This window comes from Massilia antarctica (assembly GCF_015689335.1).
GTDB lineage: Bacteria > Pseudomonadota > Gammaproteobacteria > Burkholderiales > Burkholderiaceae_D > Telluria_A > Telluria_A antarctica.
Genome location: NZ_CP065053.1, coordinates 1019526 through 1044110, shown reverse-complemented (window position 1 = coordinate 1044110; position 24585 = coordinate 1019526). Strand labels below are relative to the sequence as shown.

Below are 24585 nucleotides of genomic sequence, written 5' to 3'. Positions count from 1 at the left end.
GCCGCGACCATCGGTCCATCTGTTCGCCAGCGCACAATGAAGCTGTAGCCCTGCTGCGGTGCAGCTATTTGCCGCTGGGCGTGATGCGCCAGACCGTATTGCCGACATCGTCGGCGACCAGGATGCCGCCGCCCTGATCCACCGCCACCCCGACCGGACGCCCGAAAGCGTGTCCCTCGGGGCTAAGAAAGCCGGTCAGCACATCCTGGGGCGCACCGTTCGGCTTGCCGTCGGTGAACGGCACGTAGATCAGCTTGTAGCCGGCAAACGGCTTGCGGTTCCACGAACCGTGCTGGCCGATCAGCGCGCCATTCTTAAAGGCGGGCATCAGGTCGGCGTTATAGAACGCCAGGCCGAGCGAGGCCGTATGCGCGCCCAGCGCGTAATCTGGTGTGAGCGCCCTGGCCACCAGGTCGGGCCGCGGCGGTTCCACCCGCGCATCGACATTCTGGCCGAAGTAGCTGTACGGCCAGCCGTAAAAGCCGCCATCCTTCACCGAGGTCATGTAGTCGGGCACGAGGTCGTTGCCCAGCTCGTCGCGTTCGTTCACGCTGGTCCATAGCGCCCCGCTTTCCGGCTGGAAGCCCATGCCGACCGGATTGCGCAAGCCCGTGGCGAACAGGCGCGACTTGCCATCGGCCGGGTTGAATTCCCAGATCGCGGCGCGGCCTTCTTCCTTGTCCAGTCCGTTTTCGCCGGCGTTGCTGTTCGAGCCGACCGAGATATACAAACGGGTGCCGTCGGGACTGGCCACGAGGTTCTTGGTCCAGTGATGATTGATCCCGGCCGGCAAGTCCAGCACCTTGACACCTTTCGCAGCGATCCGGGTCTGCCCTTCCTGGTACGGAAAGCGCAGCAGCGCGTCGGCATTGGCGACATACAGGTCGTTGCCCACCAACGCCATGCCGAACGGCGAGAACAGGCCGTCGAGAAACACCGAGCGGCTGGCCGCCTCGCCAGTCGGCCCGGTCCCGCGCAGCAGGGTAATCCGGTTGGCGGACGGCACGGCCGCGCCGGCCTTTTTCATTTCATGCTTCATCACCATGCCGCGCAGGCTGAAGCCTTCGTCGGGCTTGGGCGGCGCGTTGGTTTCCGCCACCAGCACGTCGCCATTGGGCAGTACGTACAGCCAGCGTGGATGCTCCAACCCGCTGGCGTAGGCCGCCACCGCCAAGCCCTGGGCCACCGCCGGTTTGGTCCCCTTGGGCCAGGGATCGGCCGGGGCGATGTTCATGGTCGGCAGCAGCGAGCGCGAGGGCGCCGGCAGCGCCGGATTCGGGCCGAAGCCGGACGGCATGGTCTGCCCGTGCGCAGCGAGCGCGGCAGCGGCCAGGCCGAGCGCCACCATCAGACGCGAGCGTTTCATTCTTTGTCCTTGCCCTTGGCCTGGTTCGACGGCTCGTGATGGCGCATGCCACTGCCGGCGTCCGCCTTGGGCCGGGCCTGGCCCGAACCGCCGGCGGGCGCGACTTCTTCGACGCCGCGCATGCCGTGCATGTCGGTATCGACCAGGCCCTGGGCCAGGTCGTCGGCCGCCTGTTTCATGACGCCGCGCGGTTCCTTGTCGTGGCCGTCGGGCGACTCGTCGCGCTCGTGCGGCAGGCGCTTGACGTCGTCGTCATGGATCTTGGCGTCGGTGTTGATTTTACGGTCTTGTGTTTCGGTAACCATGGTGCAGCTCCCTGTGGATGACTCATTGTGCAAATGGTATCGCTTCGAGGGGAAGGTGGCCGTTCAATTGAGCGCCACGCGCACGCGTCCTCGCGCAGGCCTGGACGCAAGAGCGATTGCGTAGCTGGGAAATTTTGATGCGGCCGGCCTGATGCCGCATACTGGAGACCGCCGTGACATAAGGACGAAAATTGGCTTAACTTTGGGCAATTTTTAATGAATGCAATATTTCAACAATTGATGAAATAGGGATTCACGATATGACCATTCACGCTGACAAGACGCCGGAAAATCACATGCGGCCGATGAACAGGGGCGCTACTCAACAAACCGGCGCCAGCGCGCCGGCGTTGCAGTTTATGGATAACCGTGCTCAAGCGGGCGTGCATCGAACATTGCAGGATCTGGCCAATAACAGCGCTCGGGTCGGGCAATTGCGGTCTTTCCAGCCGAGTGGGCATATGAAGGATGAAGAAAAGCATCCGGCCATCCTGGCAAAACGGAACCGCAACGGGCTGCCTGAGAAATTGCAATCAGGCATGGAAGACCTGTCCGGCTACGCCATGGACGATGTCAAGGTCCATTACAACTCGGAGCGCCCCGGAACCCTGCAAGCGCATGCATTTGCCCAAGGCACGGAAATCCATGTGGCGCCGGGACAGGAAGCCTATCTTCCCCATGAGGCATGGCACGTGGTACAGCAGAAGCAAGGACGGGTACCAGCAAATTCGCAGATGAAGGGCGCAGGCCCGGTCAATACCGATCGTGCCTTGGAGAAAGAGGCAGACGTGATGGGCGAAAAAGCCCGTTCGCTTCCCTTGGTGGAACGCAGCCATGCGCCGCTGCAGGGCAGGTTCCAGGCCGGTGGTGTCATTCAATTGGGAACCAACGAGGAACGGGCCGCCCTGGCGAACGGGTTCATGCAACAGGTGAACACCCTGTATCTCGGACGCATCGTTGGCGCGAGCACACTAAGAAACAATAAGACCGGGGAGATCGCCACCCTTGCACCAGGGAGCGTCATCGTCTATCAGGGCAACTTGCGAGACAATTTCAACAAGGGGCTGAGGACTGTCATGAAAGACCATGTCTTTTGTGCAGCGGTTGCCGACGCTACCGGTACCGTTCATGGCAATCCCGCGCAGTGGCGGCGGGGCTGGGTGGTCTACGAACATATCGAGACCGATTCCGCCGGCAGCGCCGTCTTGCAGGCTGCCGCTCCTGCCGGCTCGGTTGCGTTGCAAGTGCTCGGCTATCTGCAACAGGCCGCACAGGGCGGTCACTTGCCGCCGCGGGTCGCGAACCGCCGCGATGCGGCACCGAGGGCAATCAAGGCCTGGGCCGAAAAAACGCGGAATCCGCTGACAGAACAAATGCCGCTGGCCGATCTTGGCCTGACGGCGGTCGATTTGGACAATATTGCTGGCAATGCCTACGGCATCATCGATCCCAACGGCGACCTCGGCCTGGACCGCGCCGCGCACAACAGTGCATTTTTTATCGAGGCCCAAAGGTTTCTCGATATGAATGCCGCCGCCATGCCGGGCACTCTGGCCAAGGATCATGAGCTGAGGGACGCGAAGGTGGGTGGCGAACGCGCAAGAAACGGGCGGGCCTGGCTGGAATCGTATGCCGGCAAGAATTTTAACGATGCCGAGATGATCGCCATCACCGGCGCGCAGGTCACGAATATTTTCATCAACCGCAATGCGCCCACATGGGCTGCTTACCGGCAAAACACCGTGCATCAACAGCAAGACCGTCAGTTCGGCGCAGCGCAAGCCAATTGGAGCGCGTCGCAAACGATCCGGGGCAAGGGCGAGGACGCATTGATTGACAGGATGACAGCCGGCGGCGCCGGCGAATACTATCTTTTTCACGGCACCTCAAAAGCCAACGTCTACAACATCAGTAAAAGCGGATTCGATCCGGAGTTCGTCAACTATACCTTCATAAAAGGGTATGGAAAAACCGGCTATGGGACCGCGTTCACCGATCAATTTGCCAAGGCCCTTGCGTACGCTCCGCCTGAAAAGATTGCCGGCGTCAACGGCGAGCCCGCCACGTACAAGCATTACGTGCTGGTCGCGCGCGTGTTTGCGGGACGCACGCACCAGGTGGGCGATAGGGCGCGCAGGACGCGGGGGAATCTGGAAATGACCCAGCACAACATTAACTATCCAGAAGCGACCGGGAATAAAATGCGGGCGCAAGGCCAAGATATGCCTCATTTGGGACGAGCGAGCGACACTGTTGCGACTTCCTATGCCAATGATACGCCCTTGCATTCCACCGTTCAGGACCGGGAGTTCCGCCTGAGCCTGAATGAGGATGGTGAACTTGCGGCGGAAGATCTTGTCTACCGGGATACCAGCCTTACTGTGCCGGACGCGATCCAGATGTATCCAGCCTATATCATCGAATCCGAGATTCCGGCGGAGAACATGCGTACCGGCCGGCGCACGATTGCGCAATAAGCGCCGGCACGGCGGATTGCGACTTGCCCGCGCGGGCAGTCGCACTTATACTGCGCCACTGTGGATGCATACAGTACTGCCGCCAACGGCCGCCGTATAGCAGAAGCAGGCATTATGGGGTAATCTCCTGCGTGTCGCCCCTCAACCGCCGAGAAGTCCATGCCAGCTACGCAAGAACCGCAAAAAACCATCGCGCTCGTCGTGCGGCACAACACGGACGGCATCGGCGAGCCGGTCGCCCGCCTGATTGCCTTCCTGCGCGGCGCCGGCTACCGCGTGCTGTTCGAGAGCGAAACGGCGGCCCATCTCGGCCTGGCCGAGGTCGAGGCGATGAGCGTGAGCGGCATCGGCGCGGTGGCCTGCGCCGTCATCGTCATGGGCGGCGACGGCACCATGCTCGGCATCGCGCGCCAGCTCGCGCCCTTCGACGTGCCGCTGATCGGCATCAACCTGGGGCGCCTGGGCTTCATGACCGACATTCCCGTCGAGCGCATGATCCCGGTGCTGGGCGACATCCTGGGCGGCAAGGCGCGCGCCGAAAAGCGCACCCTGCTCGAAGGGCGGGTGCTGCGCGGCGGCGCCATGATCGCCTGCGGGCTGGCGGTCAACGATGTGGTGGTGGCGCGCGGCGCCGGCGCCGGCATGGTCGAGCTGAAAGTGGCCGTGGACGGCAATTTCATGTACAACCAGCGCTCCGACGGCCTGATCATCGCGACTCCGACCGGCTCGACCGCCTATGCGCTCTCGGCCGGCGGGCCGCTGCTCCATCCCAGCCTGGGCGGCATCGTGCTGGTGCCGATCGCCCCGCACGCGCTGTCGAACCGGCCGATCGTGGTGCCCGACAGCAGCGAAATCGTGATCGAGATCGTCGGCGGGCGCGACACCAGCGTCAATTTCGACATGCAAACCTTCGCCAGCCTCGCGCATGGCGACCAGATCGTCATCTCGCGCTCGCCCAACCACATCACCTTCCTGCATCCGGAAGGCTGGAGCTATTACGACACCCTGCGCGAAAAATTGCACTGGAACGAATATCCGTCGGGCGAGGGCAAGCTGCGCTAACAGCGCTGTCCCGCACGCCATTCCCCGTTTGAATACTGGACTGACACATCTTCATGCTGCGTACCCTTACCATCCGTGATTTCGTCATTGTCGATACCATCGAGCTGGAGTTTTCCAGCGGTTTTTCCGTCTTTACCGGCGAGACCGGGGCCGGCAAGTCGATCCTGATCGATGCGCTGCAACTGGCGCTGGGCGGGCGCGGCGACGCCAGCGTGGTGCGCGAAGGCGCCGCCAAGGCCGACATCACGGCCGATTTTTCAGTCAGCGAGGTGGCCCCAGCGCGTGATTGGCTGGAACAGAACGAATTCGCCGTCGAGGAGGGCGGGGCGCTGCTGCGCCGCGTAATCGACAATGCCGGCCGCTCCAAGGCCTTCATCAACGGCATCGCCGCCACCGCCGCCCAGCTGCGCGACCTGGGCGACATGCTGGTCGATATCCACGGCCAGCACGCGCACCAGTCGCTGCTCAAAAGCGAGGCCCAGCGCGCGCTGCTCGACAACCAGGCTGCCTTCAAGGATGCCGGGGCCGGCGCAGACGCCCGCACCGTGGCCGCCGCCTACAAGGCCTGGCGTGCGCTGGCGCGCCAGCGCGAGGAATTCGAAACCAATGCCAAGAATGTGCTGATCGAGCGCGAGCGCCTCGAATGGCAGGTGGCCGAGCTGAAGAAGCTGGCCGTGAAACCGGGCGAATGGAGCGAGATCACCAACGAGCACAGCCGGCTGTCGCATGCTGCCAGCCTGCTCGAAGGGGCGCAGGAAGCGCTGGCCGCCATTTCCGAATCGGACCATCCGATCCTGTCCCAACTGTCGTCGCTCAACCAGAAGCTGGGCAAGCTGGTGGCCGTGGATGCGCAATTGCAGAGCGTGCTCGACTGCATGGAACCGGCCCGCATCCAGTTGCAGGAAGCGGTGTACGCGCTCAATAACTACCTGGACCGGGTCGACCTCGATCCACAGCGTCTGCGCGAGGTCGACGCGCGCATGGAAGCGATCCACACGACGGCGCGCAAATTCCGCGTCACGCCGGACGAGTTACCGGACGAATTCGCCAGCCTGTCGGAGCGCCTGCGGCAACTGGCCGACGCCAGCGACCTGGATGGCCTGCGCGAGCAGGAAGAGAAAATCAAGGCTAGCTACATGACGGCGGCGGCACGCCTGTCGGCCACGCGCGCGGTCGCGGCCAAGCTGCTGGGCACGCAGGTGACGGCGGCCATGCAGGAGCTGAACATGACCGGCGGCAGTTTCGTGGTCGGGCTCAATCCCTGCGAGCCGGCCAGCAATGGCGTGGAGCAGGTGGAGTTTTTGGTGGCGGGCCATGCCGGCGTGGCGCCGCGTCCGCTGGCGAAGGTGGCTTCGGGCGGTGAGCTGGCGCGGATTGCGCTGGCCATTTCGGTGATCACCTCGAACGCGACCACCACGCCGACCTTGATTTTCGATGAGGTCGACAGCGGCATCGGCGGCGCCGTGGCCGAAGTGGTGGGACGCCTGCTCAAGCGCCTGGGGCAGGAGCGCCAGGTACTGTGCGTGACGCACTTGCCGCAGGTGGCCAGCCAAGCCAACCAGCATTTCCAGGTGGCCAAGGGGACCACGGGGGAGGGCAAGACGGTGTCGCATATCGATGTACTCGACAACAAGGCGCGGGTGGAAGAGGTGGCACGCATGCTGGGCGGGGTGGAAATTACCGCCACGACGCGCAAGCACGCGCGCGAGTTGCTGGCTTCGTAGGTTGCAAAGTATGATCAGCCGCCGACCGCCGACCGCCGACCGCCGACCGCCGACCGTATAGCCGTCGTTCCCGCGAAGGCGGGAACGACGGAGTTTAGTTCGGCGGTCGGCGGTCAGTTTTCCACCGGGTCACACCCACCTAAAACCGGTTCAACAGGCCTAAATAATGCTCGGCTTTAACCCAGAACCCTATAATAGCGGCTCGCCCGCTCACGATCGCCGCTCCCCATGCCCTTCCGCAAAGAACCCCCCTTCACCCACGGCACCCCCACCCGCAACGCCGTGGTGCTGGTCAACCTGGGCACACCAGACGCGCCGACCACCCCGGCGGTGCGGCGCTACCTGAAGGAATTCCTGTCGGACCCGCGCGTGGTGGAAATCCCGCGCGCCATCTGGTGGATGATCCTGCATCTGGTTATCCTGCCGTTCCGCTCCAGCAAATCGGCCGCCAAGTACGCGTCGATCTGGACCAAGGAAGGCTCGCCGCTGAAGGTGCACACCCAGAAACAGGCGATCCTGCTGCGCGGCCTGCTGGGCGAGCGCGGCCATGATTCGGTGAAGGTGGTGATGGCGATGCGCTACGGCTCGCCCTCGATCCCGGAAGTGCTGGACCAGCTCAAGGCCGAGAACTGCGACCGCATCGCGATCTTGCCGGCCTACCCCCAGTATTCGGGCACCACCACCGGCTCCATCAGCGACGCCGTGTTCGCCCATTACGCCGGGGTGCGCAACGTGCCCGAACTGCGCATGATCAAGCACTACCACGACCAGGACGGCTACATCGACGCCCTGCGCGATACCGTGCTGGCGCACTGGAAAGTCAATGGCCGCGGCGACAAGCTGGTGATGAGTTTCCACGGCGTGCCGAAACGCACCCTGATGCTGGGCGACCCCTACCACTGCGAGTGCCACAAGAGCGCGCGCCTGCTGGCAAGCAAGCTGGGCCTCTCAAGCGAGCAATACCTGGTCACCTTCCAGTCGCGCTTCGGTAAGGCCGAGTGGCTGCAGCCGTACACGGCGCCGACCCTGGTGCAGATGGCCAAGGATGGCTTGAAACGGGTCGACCTGATCTGCCCGGGCTTTACCAGCGACTGCCTGGAAACCCTGGAAGAAATCGCGATGGAAGCGAAACACGATTTCGAGGTGGCCGGCGGACGCGAATTCCACTACATCGCTTGTCTGAACGAGTCGCCCAGCTGGATCGCCGGCCTGGCCGACATCACCGAGCAGCACCTGCTGGGCTGGAACACGAAAGCCACGCCGGCGCAGCGCGCGGCCGAAAAACAGGACAAGGAAACGGGACGGCGCAGCGCCGCCGCGCTCGGCTCAAGCTGAGGCCCGCGCGCTCGACGGGCGCGAAATTGACAGGCGCTAATTGCCGCCTGTTAAAATAGCGTTCCGTGCCCACTCAGACCGGCGTAGCAGATCATGACCAGCGCAAGCACGGTGTAAGCAACGACGCTGGCGGCAATCAACGGCAACTTCATGTCGAACTCCCAGAAACAGCTTCGCGCAAGCGGTTTTTGTGCGTGCAAGCTGGATGACTTCATGGTAGTCCCGGCCGTCCTCAAATGAATCTCCTGATTGGTAAGATTTGTAACATTGGATGAAAAAGCAACGCTGCAGGATTCCCCTTGAAAATGGTGGTTATAGCCCCATCTGGGTGGCTGTGTGGTTAGCAAGACACGTCAAACAAATCGCTAAGTCATTGATTCCAGGAGTTTTTCCTATGCAAGACCAAGAAAATCAGGAAGTGCAACAACCATCCGACGACGCCGTGCAGGCGGCAGCTCCGGTCAACGGCGAACCGAGCCTCGAAGAGCAGTTGAGCGCCACCGAAGCCAAGCTGGCCGAAATGCACGATGCCTTCATGCGCGCCAAGGCCGAAGGCGAGAATATCCGCCGCCGCGCCCAGGAAGACGTCAACAAGGCCCATAAATTTGCCATCGAAAGTTTTGCGGAAGCCATGGTGCCGGTGCGCGACAGCCTCGAAATGGCGCTCAAGGTCGAAACCCCATCGGTCGAGTCGCTGAAAGAAGGCGTCGAAATGACCCTCAAGCAGCTGACCTCGGCGTTCGAGAAGAACAAGCTGGTCGAAATCATGCCGGCCCAGGGCGACAAGCTCGACCCGATGAAACACCAGGCCGTGGCCGTGGTTCCGGCCGACCAGGAAGCCAATACCGTGGTCACCGTGCTGCAAAAAGGCTATATGATCGCCGACCGCTTGTTGCGTCCTGCCATCGTTACCGCAGCGCAAGCAAAATAAATACAGCGTGCTCTCTTGCAAGGTCTTGAAAGCGCGCAGTTTTTCCACATATTCAAGTCATCTGAAACTAAGTAATTAAAAGGAAAACATCATGGGCAGAATTATCGGTATTGACCTGGGCACGACGAACTCTTGCGTCGCCATCATGGAAAACGGTCAGCCAAAGGTAATCGAGAACGCAGAAGGCGCGCGTACGACGCCTTCCATTATTGCTTACCAAGAAGATGGCGAGATCCTCGTCGGCGCGCCGGCCAAGCGCCAGGCGGTCACCAACCCGAAGAACACCCTGTTCGCGGTCAAGCGCCTGATCGGCCGCAAGTTCGACGAAAAAGAAGTCCAGAAAGATATCGGCCTGATGCCGTATTCGATCATCAAAGCCGACAATGGCGATGCATGGATCGGCGTGCGCGACAAGAAACTGGCCGCACAGCAGATTTCCGCTGAAGTCTTGCGCAAGATGAAGAAAACCGCCGAAGACTACCTCGGCGAAGAAGTGACCGAAGCGGTCATTACCGTGCCTGCCTACTTCAACGATTCGCAGCGCCAGGCCACCAAGGACGCCGGCCGTATCGCCGGCCTGGACGTCAAGCGCATCATCAACGAGCCGACCGCGGCCGCGCTGGCATTCGGCCTGGACAAGACCGACAAGGGCGACCGCAAGATCGCCGTGTATGACCTGGGCGGCGGCACGTTCGACGTCTCGATCATCGAAATCGCCGACGTCGATGGCGAAAAGCAGTTCGAAGTGCTGTCCACCAACGGCGACACCTTCCTTGGTGGCGAAGACTTCGACCAGCGCATCATCGATTACATCATCGACGAGTTCAAGAAGATCAACGGCCTGGACCTGAAAAAAGATCCGATCGCCCTGCAGCGCATCAAGGCCTCGGCCGAGCGCGCGAAGATCGAACTGTCGTCCTCGCAGCAAACCGAAATCAACGAGCCGTACATCGCCATGGCGAACGGCGCGCCGGTCCACCTGAACCTGAAAATGACCCGCGCCAAGCTCGAGTCGCTGGTTGAGGAATTGATCGCCGCCACCATCGAGCCATGCAAGATGGCGATCAAGGATGCCGGCGTCAAGGTTTCCGACATCGACGACATCATCCTGGTCGGCGGCATGACCCGTATGCCGAAGGTGCAGGAAAAGGTCAAGGAATTCTTCGGCAAGGATCCGCGCAAGGATGTGAACCCGGACGAAGCCGTCGCTGTCGGCGCCGCCATCCAGGGCGCCGTGCTGTCGGGCGAGCGCAAGGACTTGCTGCTGCTGGACGTGACCCCGCTGTCGCTGGGTATCGAAACCATGGGCGGCGTGATGACCAAGATGATCCACAAGAACACCACCATCCCGACCAAGTTCAGCCAGGTGTTCTCGACCGCCGAAGACAACCAGCCTGCGGTGACCATCAAGGTATTCCAGGGCGAGCGTGAAATCGCGTCCGGCAACAAGGGCCTGGGCGAATTCAATCTGGAAGGCATCCCGCCATCGTCGCGCGGCACGCCACAGATCGAAGTGACCTTCGACATCGACGCCAATGGTATTTTGCACGTCGGCGCGAAAGACAAGGCCACCGGCAAAGAGAACAAGATCACGATCAAGGCCAACTCCGGCCTGACCGAAGCGGAAATCCAGAAGATGGTGAAAGACGCCGAAGTCAACGCCGAAGAAGACAAGAAGGTCAAGGAACTGGCCGAATCGCGCAACCAGGCCGATGGCCTGGTGCACTCGACCCGCAAGTCGCTGACCGAATACGGCGACAAGCTCGAAGCGGGCGAGAAGGAAGCCATCGAAGCGGCGATCGCTGAAGTGGAAGCCTCGATCAAGGCTGGCGACAAGGCCGAGATCGATGCCAAGATCGAAACCCTGTCGACCGTCTCGCAGAAGCTGGGCGAGAAGATGTATGCCGACATGCAAGCCAAGCAAGCCGCTGGTGGCGCCGAAGGCGGCCAGCAATCGGGCGGCAATGAAGGCAAGCCAGCGCAGGATGACGTCATCGATGCCGACTTCAAGGAAGTCAAAGACGCCAAGTAATGCCGGCGCCAGGTACGCGCCGCCGCAGTCAGGCGGCGCGTACCGGTCGAGCAAAGGCCACGACAAGCCGAGCCCCCCAGCGGCTCGGTTTTTTGCATAAACAGTAGCGTAGTAGCTAGACAGCAAGGTGCCGACAAATGGCAAAGCGTGATTTTTACCAGATCCTCGGGGTCGCCAAGAATGCTTCTGAGGAAGAGATCAAGAAGTCGTATCGCAAGCTTGCGATGAAATACCATCCGGACCGCAATCCGGACAGTAAGGAATCGGAAGAAAAGTTCAAGGAAGTCAAAGAAGCGTACGAAATGCTGACCAATCCGGAAAAGCGCGAAGCGTACGACCGTTACGGCCACGCTGGTGTCGATCCGAACATGGGTGGCGGCGGTGGCTTCGGCGGCGCCGGTGCCGGCGGCTTCGCGGACAGTTTCGGCGATATTTTCGGCGATATTTTCGGCGGTGGCGCGCGCGGACGCAGTTCCGGTCCGCAAGTGTACCGTGGCACCGATTTGCGCTTCAACCTTGAGATCACGCTCGAGCAGGCGGCGCATGGCCATACCCAAGACATCCGCGTGCCGAGCTGGGAAAAGTGCGACACCTGCCACGGCAGCGGCGCCAAGCCGGGCACCTCGCCGGTGACCTGCACCACCTGCGGCGGCAACGGCCAGGTGCGCATGCAGCAAGGCTTTTTCAGCATCCAGCAGACCTGCCCTAAGTGCCATGGCAACGGCAAGATCATTGCCGATCCGTGCGCACCGTGCGGCGGCGAAGGCCGGATCAAGCGTAACAAGACCCTGGAAGTGAATATTCCGGCCGGTATCGACAACGGCATGCGCATCCGTTTCACGGGTAGCGGCGAGCCGGGCACCAACGGCGGGCCCCCGGGCGACCTGTATGTGGAAGTGCACATCAAGCCGCACGCGGTATTCCAGCGCGAAGGCGACGACCTGCATTGCGAAATGCCGATCTCCTTCGTCAAGGCGACCCTGGGCGGCGAAATCGAAGTGCCTACCCTGTCCGGCAAGGTCTCGTTCACGATTCCTGAAGGCACGCAATCGGGCAAGACTTTCCGCCTGAAAGCGAAAGGCATCAAGGGCATGCGCTCCGGTTACGCGGGCGACCTGTTCTGCCACGTGGCGGTCGAAACGCCGGTCAAGCTGACCGACAAGCAAAAAGACCTGCTGCGCGAATTCGAGCGCCTGACGGTCGAAGGCGGCGGCAAGCATAGCCCGCAAAGCAAGGGCTGGATGGACAAGGTGAAAGATTTTTTCGAATAAGGCGGGCGTAAGCCGTGCCTTCTCATCCGAACCGCTGAACGGGGCCCACGGGCCTCTCAGCGGTTTTTTTTCGAACAGACAGGACTGACATGACTCCAGTACAACAAGATATCGACGCACTATTCAAACGCAACCGCGACTGGGCCGCGGCGATGGTGGCCAAGGATGAAAATTTCTTCAAGGCCCTGACCGCCCAGCAGTCGCCGCAGTATCTGTGGATTGGCTGCTCCGACAGCCGCGTGCCGGCCAACGAGTTGCTGGGCCTGGCGCCGGGCGAACTGTTCGTCCATCGCAATATCGCCAACGTGGTCGTGCATTCCGACCTGAATTGCCTGACGGTGCTGCAGTTCGCCATCGACGTGTTGAAGGTCAAGCATGTGATCATTTGCGGCCATTATGGCTGCTCGGGTGTGCATGCGGCCATGATCAACAAGCGCGTGGGCCTGGCCGACAACTGGCTGCGCCATGTGCAGGATGTGCAGCAAAAGCATGACAAATACCTGGGCGATGCCTTGCCGTCGCGCGCGCGCGCGGACCGCTTGTGCGAGCTGAATGTGACGGAGCAGGTGGTCAATACCGCGCAGACCACGGTGGTGCAGGATGCGTGGGAACGCGGCCAGCCGCTGACCGTGCATGGCTGGGTGTACGGCTTGCACGACGGCTTGCTGCGCGATCTGGGCATGAGCGTGAGCAGCGCCGATGAATTGGCGCCGAAACTGGCATCGCGCTTGCAGGAGTATCAGGAATAAGGGCCACCGCCCAATGTAGCTTGGGCGGTCGCGACCGTCATGGCGCTAACCGGAAAACCATGCGCCCCCGCATCGACGCCGCCCCCGCGTATTGATGTCGCCCCCGCGCAGGCGGGGGCCCAAGTTCGCTCCGTAGCCCGGGGCTGAGCGGAAAAATTGGACTCCCGCCGGCGCGGGAGCGACGGTTTATAGGGTAGTGGCCTTATTTGCTTTCCTTGACCACGCGCCCATTCAAATGCTGCACGGGCCGCGCATTATGCTTGTACAGCTTGTGAAACTGCGCCAACTGCGATTTCGAGATTTCCACCGGCGTCTTGAGTACGAACCAGTTCGCTTCCTCGCTGCATGGCGGCGTGGTCAGCGAACCCGGGAAATTGTAGTAGCCCTGGGTCGGCGGCAGAACCGCCGTCATGTCGATCGTGACGCCCTCGACGGCCTGCTCGACTTCGGCTTGCTTGGGCAGATTGTTGAAGATATTGGTCAGCGCCGGGTTTTCCTTGCCCAGCTTGAACAGCACCGCGACCACGGCCAGTTTATTGTCCGCATTCTTGTGCACCAGGTGCAATCCGAGCGGATACGACTTGCCGTTGATAAGCTCTTCGCTCGGCGTATGGAAGTGGAACTGAAGCAATTCATGACGCACGCCACCGATCGACATCCCGCTGCCCGGTGCATAATTGACCTGGACCGTGTGACCGTTATCGACGATTTTCAGCGGCGAAGGCTGGTATTCGAATTTGATCGGATCGAGCTCGGCCTTGGTGGTCGCCTTGGTGCGGATATCGATCGGCGACTGCTGGTGGCCCGTCTTGCAGGTCACATAATCGGCCTTGATGCCGCCCCATTTCGCCGGTCCCGTGGCGCCCGTGTAAGTCCATTCGTGCTTGGCATGTTGGGCCTGGGCGGACAGTGGCAGCAGGGCGGCCAATGCCAGCGAAACGACGGTCATGCGTGTGATCATGTTTTTTCCTTGTGGTCGTATGGGGTAGCGTGACAGAGTGCGCCCGCGCTCTGTCTGTTCATCATATCTGGTCTTGGGGAAGGTAAATACACAAACCGAACCTTGCAGCAAAGACGCAACACGATGCGCTCCCGCCCGGCCACGTGTGGAAAACCCTGAATGGAGTAGAAATTTGAATTACGAAAACAACCACCTGCATGAGATCCGCGCCGTGGCGCGCACCTTCGTCGCCGAGCGCGACTGGGGCCAGTTCCACACGCCCAAGAACCTGTCTTCCGCACTGTCGGTGGAGGCGGCCGAACTGCTCGAACACTTCCAGTGGCTCAAGACGGGCACGCAGGAAGAACTGGGCGCGGACAAGTTGACCCAAGTGCGGCACGAGATGGCCGACGTGCTGGTCTATCTGGTGCTGCTGGCGGACCAGCTCGATGTCGACCTGGGCGCGGCCGTGGAAGAAAAAATGGCGCTCAACCGCGCCAAGTACCCGGCCGACAAGGTGCGCGGCGATGCGCGCAAATACCACGAATACCCGCCGGACTGAGCCGGCGGGGGCTGCCGGGAAGCTTACATACCGGCCATGCAGATGTACTTGACCACCAGATAGTCGTCGATGCCGTAGCGCGAGCCTTCGCGTCCCAGTCCCGATTGCTTGACGCCGCCGAAGGGCGCCACTTCGGTGGAAATCAGGCCCGTGTTGACCCCGACCATGCCGGTCTCCAGGGCATCGGCCACCCTCCACACGCGCCCGATGTCGCGCGAGTAAAAGTAGGCAGCCAGCCCGAATTCGGTATCGTTGGCCATGGCGATGACATCGTCCTCGGTATCGAAGCGGAACAGCGGCGCCAGCGGGCCGAAGGTTTCCTCGCTCGCCACCTGCATGTTCGAGGTCACGTCGGCGATCACGGTCGGCTGGAAAAAACTGTGCCCCAGCGCATGGCGCTTGCCGCCGGTAAGCAGGCGTGCGCCTTTGGACAGCGCGTCGGCGATATGCTGCTCGACCTTCTGCACGGCCTTTTCCTCGATCAGCGGGCCTTGCGTCACACCAATATCCTGGCCGTTGCCGACCTTGAGCTTTTCTACCGCCGCCACCAGCTTCTCGGCGAAGCGCTCGTACACCCCATCCTGCACATACAGACGATTGGCGCACACGCAGGTCTGGCCGGCGTTGCGGTACTTCGACCCTATGGCGCCCTCGACCGCCGCATCGAGGTCGGCATCGTCGAACACGATGAAGGGCGCGTTGCCGCCCAGTTCCAGGGATAGTTTCTTGATGGTCGGGGCGCACTGTTCCATCAGCACCCGGCCGACCTGGGTCGACCCGGTGAAAGTCAGTTTGCGCACCAGCGGATTGCCGGTCATTTCGCCGCCGATCGCCCTGGAGTCGCCCGTGACGACGCTGAACACGCCCTTGGGCATGCCGGCGCGCGCGGCCAGTTCGGCCAGGGCCAGGGCCGAGAACGGGGTCAGCTCGGCCGGCTTGACCACCATCGGGCAGCCGGCCGCCAGCGCGGGACCGGCCTTGCGCGTGATCATCGCCGCTGGAAAATTCCACGGCGTAATCGCCGCGCACACGCCGATCGGCTCCTTGGTCACCACCAGGCGGCGGTCGGCCCAGGGCGACTGCAAGGTATCGCCCTCGATGCGCTTGCCTTCCTCGGCAAACCATTCGATGAAGGAGGCGGCGTAGGCGATTTCGCCCTTCGATTCGAGCAAGGGCTTGCCCTGTTCGGCCGTCATGATCAGGGCCAGGTCGTCGGCGTTCTCGATCATCAGATCGTTCCATTCGCGCAGGATGACGCTGCGTTCGCGCGCGCTTTTCTTGCGCCAGGCCGGCCAGGCGGCGTTGGCCGCCGCGATGGCGCGCGCGGTTTCAAGCGCGCCCATGCGCGGCACCGTGCCGAGCGTCTCGCCGGTGGCCGGATTGGTGACCGTGATGGTGGCCGCATTGTCCGCATCGCGCCATTCGCCATCGATAAAACATTGTTGCCGCAGCAGCGACGGGTCTTTCAGGTTCAACATAGGGGAGCTTTCGTCAGAGGGCTGGGCGCGAAGGCCGGGCAATCATCTTAGCGTTTTTTGCCATCGATTGCCCGGCAGCGGCGCGCGCAAGCTTTTGTCCCTGCACAAGCGCGCCTGGGCTGGCAGGCCCATGCTCAAGTTGGCTTCACCCCCCCCCCCGCCGGGGTCTGACCTCAATTAAGAAATTAATTCCAGTCAAGCAATTCTTCAGCCACGGCGGTTCGTGTTGGCATCTTTGACAACTTGCCGGTAAGCTCTAATGGTGGGAACGTATTGATTTACGTCAACCCTAAGGAGTCCATTTGAGATGGATCAAGCAGCACTCGCCATCAGGCCGATTAGCCATTATGATGAAACGAGAGCGTCATTCGTTCCTATACCGACAATCATGCGCCGCCCTATCGTCCTCGTTCCCGCCTGCACGCGCCAGATCGGACCTCATCCGTATCACGCCGCGCAGCTTAAATATGTCGACGCCGTCGTCCTCGGCGCCGACTGCGCTCCCATGATCCTGCCCGCGCTCGGCGCCGCGCTCGATCTGGAGGCGTCGCTGTCGGTGTGCGACGGCATCATGCTCACCGGTTCGGCCTCGAACGTGCATCCGAGCTGCTACGACCAGGACGTGCTCGACCCGAGCCTGCCGCAGGACCGCGCGCGCGACGCCACCACCTTGCCGCTGATCCGCGCCGCCCTCGAACGCGGCATCCCCCTGATCGCGGTATGCCGCGGGTTCCAGGAGATAAACGTGGCCCTCGGCGGCAGCCTGTATCAGGCGGTGCAGGAAGTCGAAGGCAAGATGGACCACCGCGAAGACCCCGACGCGTCCATCGAAGACCAGTACGGCCCGGCCCACGACGTCATCCTCACACAAGGCGGCGCCTTCCAGCGCATGCTCGGCGGCGTGGAGTGGATCGCCGTCAATTCGCTGCACGGGCAGGGCGTGGACCGGCTCGCGCCCGGCATCGCCGTCGAAGCGGTGTCGCACGATGGTCTGGTGGAAGCCTTTTCGGTGCCGTCCGCGCCCGGCTTCACCCTGGCGGTGCAGTGGCATCCCGAATGGCAGATCCTCGACAACCCCGCTTCGATGGCCATGTTCGGCGCCTTCGGCCAGGCCTGCCGCGCGTTCCAGGCCAGGCGCGAGGGGCGCGCATGACGACACACGCCACCAGCCATTACGAAAAGTGGGCCCTGCGCTGCGTGCCGTAGCGCCGCCTGCCATCCTCGCTTCCCCAGCACGCCGGCGGCATCTGCCCGCGCGCGCATGAGCAAATAACAGAGCGCAAACTACAGAGAGAACATCATGGCAATTCGCGAAAACTTTACCTATACCGACATGGACCTGTGGCTCAACGAAAAACGGGTCACCGAAATCGAATGCCTGATCCCCGACCTGACCGGGGTCGCGCGCGGCAAGATCCTCCCGCGCGGCAAATTCACCCAGGAGCGCGGCATGCGCATTCCCGAGGCGGTGCTGGGGATGACCGTGACCGGCAACTATCCCGTAGATGACGAGGCCTACGACCGCGCCATCTCGGCCACCGACCGCGACATGATCCTCAAGGCCGATCCGACCACCATCACCATGGTGCCATGGGCGGTCGACCCGACCGCGCAGGTGATCCACGACTGCTATTTCGCCGACGGCAAACTGGTCGACTTCGCGCCGCGCACGGTACTGCGCCGCGTCCTGAAACTGTACGCCGACAAGGGCTGGAAGCCGGTGGTCGCGCCCGAACTCGAGTTCTACCTGACCGCCAAGAATATCGATCCCGACCTGCCGCTCAAACCGCCGATCGGCCGCAGCGGCCGCGCCGAAACCAGCCGCCAGGTCTACAGCATCGACGCCGTCAACGAATTCGACCCGCTGTTCGAGGATATCTACGATTACTGCGAACTGATGAACCTCGACGTCGACACCCTGATCCACGAGATCGGCGCCGGCCAGATGGAAATCAACTTCCTGCATGGCGACCCGCTCGGCCTGGCCGACAAGGTATTCTTCTTCAAGCGCACCTTGCGCGAGGCAGCCCTCAAGCACGACATGTACGCCACCTTCATGGCCAAGCCGATGGCGGGCGAACCCGGTTCGGCCATGCACGTGCACCAGAGCGTGGTCGACACCAAGACCGGCCTGAATATCTTCAGCAGCGAAGATGGTTCGGCCTCGCCCCTGTTCAAGCAGTACATCGGCGGGCTGCAGCGCTACATGCCGTCGGCCATGGCCATCGTCGCGCCGTACGTCAATTCGTACCGCCGCATCGTGCGCCACACGGCTGCGCCGATCAATATCCAGTGGGGCCTGGACAACCGCACGGTGGGCTTTCGCGTGCCCGAATCGGGCGTGCAGGACCGGCGCGTGGAAAACCGCATCATCGGCGCCGACGCCAACCCCTACCTGGCATTGGCCGTGACCCTGGCCTGTGGCTACCTCGGCATGACCGAGCAGCTCGAACCGACCGCCATGATGAATGGCAGCGCCTATGAACTGCCGTTCGAACTGCCCCAGGGCCTGCCCGAAGCACTGCACCTGCTGCGCGCCGAGGACAAGCTGCGCACGGTGCTGGGCGAGCGCTTCATCGACGTGTATGCGGCCATCAAGGACCTCGAACACCAGGAATTCATGACCGTCATCAGCCCGTGGGAGCGCGAGCATTTGCTGCTCCACGTTTGATTTTCTGCCGCACCTATAACAAGCAAGAGCACCGACAATAATTAGAAACGAGGTCCATCATGACAGCCAACCCCATGGTCCCGAGCGCCGCGCTGGTCGCGTCGGTCAAGGCCGCGACACACGACGTCTACGACACCGCCGAAATCCAGCGCCAGGATGCGGCGCACTACATGCATCCCTTCACCGACCACAAGGCGCTGGGCGAACGCGGCGCGCGCGTGATGGTGCGCGGCGACGGCATCTACCTGTGGGATTCGGAGGGTAACAAGATCCTCGACGGGATGTCGGGCCTGTGGTGCGTCAATGTCGGCTACGGGCGCACCAGCATCTCGGACGCGGTGTACCGCCAGATGCAGACCCTGCCCTTCTATAACAGCTTCTTCAACACCACCAACGTGCCGGCCACCCGCCTGGCCGCGCTGCTGGTGGAGATTTCGCCGCCCCAGTTCAACCACGTGTTCTTCACCGGCTCCGGCTCGGAAGCGAACGACACCAACCTGCGCATGGTGCGCCGCTACTGGGACCTGAAAGGCTTCCCTCAGCGCCACACCATCATCAGCCGCTACAACGCCTACCACGGCAGCACGGTGGCCGGCGCGGCGCTGGGCGGCATGGCGGGCATGCACGAGCAGGGCGGCATGATCCCCGGGATCGAGCATATCGGCCAGCCGAACTGGCTGGAAAACGGCAGCGGCATGAGCGCCGACGAATTCGGCATCGTGGCCGCCGGCTGGCTGGAGACCAAGATCCTCGAGGTCGGCCCCGACAAGGTCGCCGCCTTCATCGGCGAACCGGTGCAGGGCGCCGGCGGCGTGATCATCCCCCCGGCCACCTACTGGCCCGAAATCGGCCGCATCTGCGACAAGTACGGCGTGCTCTTGATCGCCGACGAAGTCATTTGCGGTTTTGGCCGTCTTGGTACATGGTTTGGCTCTGAATTGATGCAGATCAAACCTGACTTGATTACGTTCGCGAAGGGGGTGACCTCGGGATATGTTCCCTTAGGTGGCGTGCTGGTCGGTGATCGGGTAGCGGACGTGCTGATCCACGAAGGCGGCGACTTCAATCACGGGTTCACGTATTCGGGCCACCCGGTGGCCTGCGCGGCGGCGCTGGAAAACATCCGCATCCTGATCGACGAGCGTCTGGTGCAGCAGGTGGCGCAGGACACCGGCCCGTACCTCAAGGAGAAGTTCGCGGAGCTGATGGATCATCCGCTGGTGGGTTACGCCGACAGCTGCGGTTTCGTGGCGGGGCTGAACCTGGTGCGCAAGAAGGCCGCAGCGGTGCACGACTGCGAGTTCTTCGAGCCGGAGCAGGGCGTGGGCATGATCTGCCGCGGCTACATGTTCGCCAACGGGATCATCATGCGCGCCGTGGGCGACCGCATGATCATCGCACCGCCGCTGGTGATGACGCGGGCGCAGATCGACGAAATGATTTTCAAGATCAGGTACTGCCTCGAGGCCACCCTGATCGACTTGCAGCAGCGGGGCTGGGTCACTTGAATTCACGTTAACAACGGGAGGCAGGATGAAGACGATAGGCCGCATCGCACAGTGCTTCATCCTCGGCCTCGCGGCCGCCGCCAAGGTGGCGCTCGCCGCTCCGGAGGAAGAAAAAATCCTCAACATCTACAACTGGTCCGACTACATCGCCGACGACACGGTCCGCAACTTCGAAAAAGAAACCGGCATCAAGGTCCGCTACGATCTGTTCGACAGCAACGAAGTCCTGCACGCCAAGCTCACCGCCGGCAAGACCGGCTACGACATCGTAGTCCCCACGGCCCACTGGGCGCGCCTGCAGATCGATGGCGGCCTGCTGCGGCCCCTGGACAAGGCCAGCCTGCCCAACCTGGCCAATCTCGATCCGGCGCTGCAAACGCTGGTCAAACGGCTCGACCCGGACAACAAGCACCTGGTGGTCTGGCTGTGGGGCTACACCACCTTGGGCATCAACGTCGACAAGGTCAAGGCGGCCCTGGGCAGCTTGCCCATGCCCGACAACGTGTGGGACCTGGTGTTCGATCCGCGCTACGCGAGCAAGCTCAAATCGTGCGGCATTTCCTTTCTTGATTCCCCGTCCGAGGTGCTGCCCGCCGCGCTGCTCTACATCGGCAAACCGGCCTATTCGAAAAACAGCGCCGACTACCAGGACGCGGCCCGCATGCTGCAGGCGATCCGGCCATCGGTGACCCTGTTCAGCTCCGCCGGCTACATCAACGACCTGGCCAACGGCGCCCTGTGCGTCTCGCTCGGCTGGTCGGGGGACATCAACATCGCGCGCCAGCGCGCCATCGACAGCAAGAACGGCCAGAACATCGTGGCCCTGGTGCCGAAGAGCGCGACCCTGATGTTCGACACCATGGCCATTCCGGCCGACGCCCCGCATCCGGGCAACGCCCACCTGTGGATCAACTACATCCTGCGCCCCGAGGTGCACGCCAGCCTGACCAACAAGGTCTTTTACGCCAACCCGAATGCGGCCGCCACGCGCCTGGTGCGGCCCGACATCGCCGGCAACCACACGGTCTACCTGCCCGACACGGACAAGCAGCGCATGGTGGTGCCCGAACCCCTGAGCGCCGACGCGCGCCGCACCATGACGCGCGTATTTACGCGTTTTAAGACCGGGATGTAATCATTTTGCCTGCATACCGGCGTATGTCCGATAAAATTGCGGCTTTGCCTATTCTTTCATCATTCATATGACGAATGCACAACCCGCAAGTTCGCAGCCTTTTCTCCTGATCCGCAACCTCGTCAAGGCATTCGACGGCGTGCGCGCCGTGAACGACATTTCGCTCGCCATCGACAAGGGCGAGATCTTCGCGCTGCTGGGCAGCTCCGGCTGCGGCAAATCGACCCTGCTGCGCATGCTGGCGGGTTTCGAGACGCCGACCGCGGGCACCATCGAACTGGCCGGGCAGGACCTGGTCGGGGTGCCGCCCTACGAGCGCCCGGTCAACATGATGTTCCAGTCGTACGCGCTGTTCCCGCACCTGACGGTGTGGGACAACGTCGCCTTCGGCCTGCGCCGCGACGGCCTGCCCAGGGCGGAAGTGGCTGAACGGGTCGAGCAGATGCTGGCGCTGGTGCAGCTGGGCGCCTATGCCAAGCGCAAGCCGCACCAGCTCTCGGGCGGGCAGCAGCAGCGCGTGGCGCTGGCGCGCAGCCTGGCCAAGCGCCCCCAGTTGCTGCTGCTCGACGAGCCGCTCGGCGCGCTCGATAAAAAGCTGCGCGAACAGACCCAGATGGAACTGGTGAACATCATCGAGCAGGTTGGCGTGACCTGCGTGATGGTCACCCACGACCAGGACGAGGCCATGAGCATGGCCACCCGCATCGCCGTCATGAGCGAAGGACGCATCCTGCAGGTGGGGGCGCCGGGCGACATCTATGAAACGCCCAACTGCCGCTTCGTGGCGGACTTCATCGGCAGCGTCAACATGTTCGACGGCCATGTGCGGGTCGACCAGCCCGACCACGTCATCATCGAAACACAAGAATGCCGGCATTACGTCAGCCACGGCATCAGCGGCACCATCAACATGCCGGTCAGCGTGGCGGTGCGGCCCGAAAAAATCGCCCTGCAGCGCGACCTGCCGGGTGTGGAGCAGCGCGCCTCGGCCGCCGAAGACGGCTACAACTGCGTCACCGGGGAGATTGCCAACGTTTCCTACTTCGGCAACGAGACCCACTACCAGGTGCGCCTGGCGCAGGGCGGCATGCTCAAGGTGGCGCGCACCAACGCGGCGCGCCATGAAGAGGCGCGCATGGAGCGCGGCCAGCGCGTCGTCGCGTGGTGGGACGGCAGCGACATCGTGGTCCTGACCAATTGAGGCGGCCATGAACTCCAACCCGAGCCCGAAGTTTCGACCTCCCGCGGCCGGCCGCCGTTTCGTCATCGGCGTGCCGCTGGTCTGGCTGACCATCGCCTTCCTGATCCCGTTCCTGATCGTGCTGCGCATGAGTTTCTCGGAACTCGACGACAGCGGCAGCCCGTTCGGCCCCTTGCTGACCTTCAGCGATGGCGTCATCCACATCAAGGCAAAAATCGTCAACTACGTCGCCCTCACCGAGGACGACAACTACCTGTGGACCTTCCTGCGCTCGCTCGGCTACGCGGGCATGACCATGGTCCTGTGCCTGGTGACCGGCTACCCCTTCGCCTACTTCATGGCGCGCGCCCGGCCCGCGTACCGCACGGTGCTGCTGATGATGGTGATGCTGCCGTTCTGGACCTCCTTCCTGCTGCGCATCTACGCCTGGAAGGGCATCCTGGCCAACCAGGGCCTGCTCAACAACCTGCTGCTGTGGCTCGGGGCGATCAACGAACCGCTCAAAATGATGAACACCCCGTTCGCGCTGGTGCTGGGGATGTTCTATGCCTACCTGCCGTTCATGATCCTGCCGCTGTACGCCAACCTAGTGAAAATGGATGTGCGCTTCCTGGAAGCGGCGGCCGACCTGGGCGCCACGCCGTGGCAAGCCTTCTGGAGGATTACCGTGCCGCTGTCGAAGTCGGGCATCATCGCCGGCGCCATGCTGGTATTCATTCCGGCAGTGGGCGAATTCGTCATCCCGGAGCTGCTCGGCGGCCCCGAAACCCTGATGATCGGGCGCCTGCTGTGGGACGAGTTTTTCGTCAATACCGACTGGCCGCGCGCCTCGGCGCTGGCGGTGGTGGCCATCCTCCTGATCCTGGTGCCGATGGCCATCTTCAACAAGTACAAGGCCGAACAGGAAGCGGAGGGTCACGCATGAACAAGAAAATGAGCAAGATGACCCTCGCCCGCTGGTTCGGCCGCGGATGGCTCTCGATGGGCTATCTGTTCCTGTACCTGCCGCTGGTGGTACTGGTCGTGTTTTCGTTTAACAGCTCGCGCCAGGACATGGTGTGGAGCGGCTTTTCCACCCAGTGGTACCCGGAGCTGTTCAGGGACGCGGAACTGGTCAGCGGCTTCGTGCTGTCGCTCAAAATCGCCCTGATGAGCGCCACGGCGTCCGTGCCGCTGGGGACCATGGCCGCCTTTGCCCTGAACCGCTACAAGCGCTTTCCGGGCCGCCTGCTGTTCTCCGGCATGGTCAGCGCGCCGCTGGTCATGCCCGAGGTGATCATCGGCCTGTCGCTGCTGCTGATGCTCGTCTCCATGCAGAAGATCTTCGGCTTTCCCGAGCGCGGCGCCTTCACCATCTGGATCGGCCATACCTTGCTCGGCATGGCGTATGCGGCCGTGGTGGTGCAGTCGCGCCTGCGCGAAATGAACCGCTCGCTCGAAGAAGCGGCCATGGACCTTGGCTGCCGTCCGCACCAGGTGTTCTTCCTGGCGACCTTGCCGAACATCACGCAGTCGCTGGCCTCGGCCTGGCTGCTCACGTTTACGCTCTCGCTCGACGACGTGGTGCTGTCGAACTTCCTGTCCGGCCCGGGCGCGACGACCATGCCGCTGGTGATCATGTCGCGCGCGCGCCTGGGCCTGGACCCGCGCGTGAACGCGGTGGCGGCATTGACGATACTGGTGGTGTCGACCGGCGTGATCGTCGCCGCCATCATGATGGCGCGCGCCGAGCGGCAGCGCCAGAAGCAGGTGGCGGCCGCGCTCAAGTCATAGCACGCTCTGCGGCCGCTGTTTACGGTGGTGGGCACGGGGTGCCCGCCACACTCACCGTTGGCCCG

The 24585-nt window shown here is 62.6% G+C and carries 21 protein-coding genes; 16 read left to right on the top strand and 5 right to left on the bottom strand.

Going from position 1 to position 24585, the window contains the following annotated elements; all coding sequences use genetic code 11:
• Positions 1 to 64: 64 nt before the first annotated feature.
• Entirely contained in the window at positions 65 to 1366 is a 1302-nt protein-coding gene (locus IV454_RS04720) for a PQQ-dependent sugar dehydrogenase (RefSeq protein ID WP_206090527.1), read from the bottom strand.
• The gene (locus tag IV454_RS04715) at positions 1363 to 1671 is read right to left on the bottom strand and encodes a hypothetical protein (RefSeq protein WP_229522065.1); all 309 of its coding nucleotides are present in this window, start codon (positions 1669 to 1671) and stop codon (positions 1363 to 1365) included. The genes IV454_RS04720 and IV454_RS04715 overlap by 4 nt, the downstream gene beginning before the upstream one ends.
• A 260-nt stretch (positions 1672 to 1931) precedes the next feature.
• Between IV454_RS04715 and IV454_RS04710 the strand changes: the two genes are divergently transcribed.
• The 4 genes from IV454_RS04710 to hemH all read left to right on the top strand — a co-directional run bounded on the left by IV454_RS04710 (position 1932) and on the right by hemH (position 8269).
• Positions 1932 to 4148 (top strand): eCIS core domain-containing protein, encoded by a 2217-nt coding sequence (locus IV454_RS04710; RefSeq protein WP_206090526.1) that lies wholly within the window; start codon positions 1932 to 1934, stop codon positions 4146 to 4148.
• 159 nt (positions 4149 to 4307) lie between these two features.
• On the top strand, positions 4308 to 5210 hold the full coding sequence (locus tag IV454_RS04705; protein ID WP_206090525.1) for an NAD kinase: 903 nt from the start codon (positions 4308 to 4310) through the stop codon (positions 5208 to 5210).
• 53 nt (positions 5211 to 5263) lie between these two features.
• Entirely contained in the window at positions 5264 to 6934 is a 1671-nt protein-coding gene (gene recN, locus IV454_RS04700; RefSeq protein ID WP_206090524.1) for a DNA repair protein RecN, read from the top strand.
• A gap of 228 nt (positions 6935 to 7162) precedes the next feature.
• On the top strand, positions 7163 to 8269 hold the full coding sequence (hemH, locus tag IV454_RS04695; RefSeq protein WP_206090523.1) for a ferrochelatase: 1107 nt from the start codon (positions 7163 to 7165) through the stop codon (positions 8267 to 8269).
• 50 nt (positions 8270 to 8319) lie between these two features.
• Here the strand turns inward: hemH and IV454_RS04690 are convergent, their stop codons facing one another.
• Positions 8320 to 8484 (bottom strand): hypothetical protein, encoded by a 165-nt coding sequence (locus tag IV454_RS04690; RefSeq protein WP_156441592.1) that lies wholly within the window; start codon positions 8482 to 8484, stop codon positions 8320 to 8322.
• 179 nt (positions 8485 to 8663) lie between these two features.
• Here IV454_RS04690 and grpE point away from each other — a divergent pair, with 179 nt between their 5' ends.
• From grpE to can, 4 genes are all read left to right on the top strand, one after another.
• On the top strand, positions 8664 to 9200 hold the full coding sequence (gene grpE, locus IV454_RS04685) for a nucleotide exchange factor GrpE (RefSeq protein WP_206090522.1): 537 nt from the start codon (positions 8664 to 8666) through the stop codon (positions 9198 to 9200).
• A 91-nt stretch (positions 9201 to 9291) separates the two neighbouring features.
• Entirely contained in the window at positions 9292 to 11232 is a 1941-nt protein-coding gene (dnaK, locus tag IV454_RS04680; RefSeq protein ID WP_054264870.1) for a molecular chaperone DnaK, read from the top strand.
• Positions 11233 to 11369: 137 nt separating this feature from the next.
• On the top strand, positions 11370 to 12503 hold the full coding sequence (gene dnaJ / locus IV454_RS04675; protein WP_206090521.1) for a molecular chaperone DnaJ: 1134 nt from the start codon (positions 11370 to 11372) through the stop codon (positions 12501 to 12503).
• A gap of 89 nt (positions 12504 to 12592) precedes the next feature.
• Complete coding sequence (gene can, locus IV454_RS04670) at positions 12593 to 13252, top strand: carbonate dehydratase (RefSeq protein ID WP_054264868.1); 660 nt, start codon at positions 12593 to 12595, stop codon at positions 13250 to 13252.
• A gap of 202 nt (positions 13253 to 13454) precedes the next feature.
• On the opposite strand, the gene IV454_RS04665 is transcribed toward can, so the two are convergent.
• Positions 13455 to 14213 (bottom strand): carbonic anhydrase, encoded by a 759-nt coding sequence (locus IV454_RS04665; protein WP_206090520.1) that lies wholly within the window; start codon positions 14211 to 14213, stop codon positions 13455 to 13457.
• 172 nt (positions 14214 to 14385) lie between these two features.
• Between IV454_RS04665 and IV454_RS04660 the strand changes: the two genes are divergently transcribed.
• A complete protein-coding gene (locus IV454_RS04660; protein ID WP_206090519.1) occupies positions 14386 to 14754 on the top strand; it encodes a nucleotide pyrophosphohydrolase in 369 nt (122 codons plus the stop codon).
• A gap of 23 nt (positions 14755 to 14777) precedes the next feature.
• On the opposite strand, the gene gabD is transcribed toward IV454_RS04660, so the two are convergent.
• Positions 14778 to 16232: an NADP-dependent succinate-semialdehyde dehydrogenase gene (gabD, locus tag IV454_RS04655; protein ID WP_206090518.1), complete on the bottom strand. Its 1455-nt coding sequence runs from the start codon at positions 16230 to 16232 to the stop codon at positions 14778 to 14780.
• 388 nt (positions 16233 to 16620) lie between these two features.
• Between gabD and IV454_RS04650 the strand changes: the two genes are divergently transcribed.
• The 7 genes from IV454_RS04650 to IV454_RS04620 all read left to right on the top strand — a co-directional run bounded on the left by IV454_RS04650 (position 16621) and on the right by IV454_RS04620 (position 24520).
• A complete protein-coding gene (locus IV454_RS04650) occupies positions 16621 to 17385 on the top strand; it encodes a gamma-glutamyl-gamma-aminobutyrate hydrolase family protein (RefSeq protein WP_206090517.1) in 765 nt (254 codons plus the stop codon).
• Between the two features lie 147 nt (positions 17386 to 17532).
• The gene (locus tag IV454_RS04645) at positions 17533 to 18903 is read left to right on the top strand and encodes a glutamine synthetase family protein (protein ID WP_054264863.1); all 1371 of its coding nucleotides are present in this window, start codon (positions 17533 to 17535) and stop codon (positions 18901 to 18903) included.
• Positions 18904 to 18977: 74 nt separating this feature from the next.
• The gene (locus IV454_RS04640) at positions 18978 to 20411 is read left to right on the top strand and encodes an aspartate aminotransferase family protein (protein WP_370663106.1); all 1434 of its coding nucleotides are present in this window, start codon (positions 18978 to 18980) and stop codon (positions 20409 to 20411) included.
• A gap of 25 nt (positions 20412 to 20436) precedes the next feature.
• Positions 20437 to 21546 carry a polyamine ABC transporter substrate-binding protein gene (locus IV454_RS04635; RefSeq protein WP_206090515.1) on the top strand — a complete coding sequence of 370 codons (1110 nt, stop codon included), beginning with the start codon at positions 20437 to 20439 and terminating at the stop codon, positions 21544 to 21546.
• A 67-nt stretch (positions 21547 to 21613) separates the two neighbouring features.
• Positions 21614 to 22747 (top strand): ABC transporter ATP-binding protein, encoded by a 1134-nt coding sequence (locus IV454_RS04630; protein WP_054264860.1) that lies wholly within the window; start codon positions 21614 to 21616, stop codon positions 22745 to 22747.
• 7 nt (positions 22748 to 22754) lie between these two features.
• A complete protein-coding gene (locus tag IV454_RS04625; RefSeq protein ID WP_206090514.1) occupies positions 22755 to 23672 on the top strand; it encodes an ABC transporter permease in 918 nt (305 codons plus the stop codon).
• Positions 23669 to 24520 (top strand): ABC transporter permease subunit, encoded by an 852-nt coding sequence (locus IV454_RS04620; protein ID WP_370663770.1) that lies wholly within the window; start codon positions 23669 to 23671, stop codon positions 24518 to 24520. The genes IV454_RS04625 and IV454_RS04620 overlap by 4 nt, the downstream gene beginning before the upstream one ends.
• Positions 24521 to 24585 lie beyond the last annotated feature (65 nt).